This is a genomic window from Butyricicoccus pullicaecorum, assembly GCF_002160355.1.
Classification (GTDB): domain Bacteria; phylum Bacillota; class Clostridia; order Oscillospirales; family Butyricicoccaceae; genus Butyricicoccus; species Butyricicoccus pullicaecorum.
Genome location: NZ_NFKK01000043.1, coordinates 1 through 1496, shown reverse-complemented (window position 1 = coordinate 1496; position 1496 = coordinate 1). Strand labels below are relative to the sequence as shown.

Below are 1496 nucleotides of genomic sequence, written 5' to 3'. Positions count from 1 at the left end.
AGATTTCTACACACACAGACAGAATGTATGAACATTGGAAGGGATACGAAATTGACTTTTCCGGCATCGGGAAAACCGTATTCCTGAGCCGTGAAGATGCCGAAAAGGCCCTGGAATAAATGGAGGATAACATGAGATTGATTGATGCTGATGCCCTGAGCAAATCCATCAAAGACGGCGACGGGACTCCTATTCAGAAGTTTTTTGCAGATGTTTGCGTTGCGGGCGCACCGACGGTTGATGCTGCGCCAGTGGTGCATGGTCTGTGGTTGCCAGAACACCACAAAGACAAGGTATCTCAGACAGAATATCATAGCTATATCTGGTATCATTGCTCTGAGTGTGGCCGGAGATTGATTGGTTGCAGAAATCCACAGGAGGCACCGTACTGTCATTGCGGCGCAAAGATGGATTTGAGAGGAGAGGACAACGATGGCTCAGAAAAAGCGTAAAAAAACCTGCTGCACAGCAAACAGTGTGCCGCTGGCCGGGATCGCATGCTCCGTGGGGGCAGTGCAGCAGGCTGCGCACGATAAGGCACTGATCGAAATGGAGAGATAGAATGTATTATTTAGAATTTATACTTTTGGATGGAAGTAAAGAAAAATTTGAACATTATCCATTTGATGACAAAAAAGATGCTATCAATTTTGCTCAAACTCTGATGAGGCATGGAACCATAACCGCAGAGAATGAGGTGATAAACGTTTCAAATATTGTTAAAATCTGCGTGAGGGAGGTAAGAGGATGATATACATGAAGAATTATGTGGAATACTTAGCAGATACCGAACTGAAACGAGCTAACGGATTACACCCGGCGTTTGCTTCGGCGCATGAGGGATGGGCGGTGCTGCTTGAGGAAATTCGTGAGCTGTCCAGCGAGACGCACGCCATCAAGGACATGCACCAGCTGGCGTTTGCCGATGTTATGCAGGACAGATCGGCGTGTGATGGCATTGCCTGTGTCTACGAGACCGCGATCCGCGCCGCATGCGAGGCAATTCAGGTCGCAGCCATGGCCAAGAAGTACATCGCAATGGAGGAGGGGCAGCATGAGCAAGCATTACGGTAAGCATCTGTCCTGCACGGTATCACCGCAGACCCTGTGGCATCTGCGCCGTCTGGCACGCATGAGCGGCTACGGCGATCAGCTTGGGCGCGTGGTGGATAAGCTGACACGGGAAAAGGTTCTGGAACTCAAACCGAAACGAGGTTATTATGATGAGTGCACAGGGCGTTTTCGAGATTGACCCATACATCAGAGATCGGCTGAAACATTTTGCAATGCAAGGGTGTTTTCTGCGATAATATCACTAAATTCCCGAGTCTGATTTTGTGCATATAAAACGAATGTTCGCCCTTTGCTTGACAAGATTCGGAAAAAAGGCTATATTAAATAACAGAAAGAAGGAATCACCCCAACACCGAGTTGGGCAAGAATAAAATAAGGCACTGTGCGGGGCTGAGCCCCGCATTTTTATACCCTTTTGCAGA

General features: G+C 48.1%; 4 protein-coding genes. All 4 read left to right on the top strand.

From position 1 onward, the window contains the following. The first annotated feature begins 131 nt into the window (after nt 1-131). The 4 genes from B5F17_RS14435 (at nt 132) to B5F17_RS14420 (ending at nt 1252) form a co-directional block, all read left to right on the top strand. Complete coding sequence (locus B5F17_RS14435) at nt 132-452, top strand: hypothetical protein (RefSeq protein ID WP_143287766.1); 321 nt, start codon at nt 132-134, stop codon at nt 450-452. 110 nt (nt 453-562) lie between these two features. Further along, entirely contained in the window at nt 563-751 is a 189-nt protein-coding gene (locus tag B5F17_RS14430) for a hypothetical protein (RefSeq protein WP_087374942.1), read from the top strand. Nucleotides 752-756: 5 nt separating this feature from the next. Beyond that, nucleotides 757-1074, top strand: coding sequence for a hypothetical protein (locus B5F17_RS14425; protein WP_087374940.1), 318 nt, complete (start codon nt 757-759; stop codon nt 1072-1074). Continuing rightward, on the top strand, nt 1055-1252 hold the full coding sequence (locus tag B5F17_RS14420) for a hypothetical protein (RefSeq protein WP_087374938.1): 198 nt from the start codon (nt 1055-1057) through the stop codon (nt 1250-1252). The genes B5F17_RS14425 and B5F17_RS14420 overlap by 20 nt, the downstream gene beginning before the upstream one ends. Nucleotides 1253-1496: the final 244 nt, after the last annotated feature.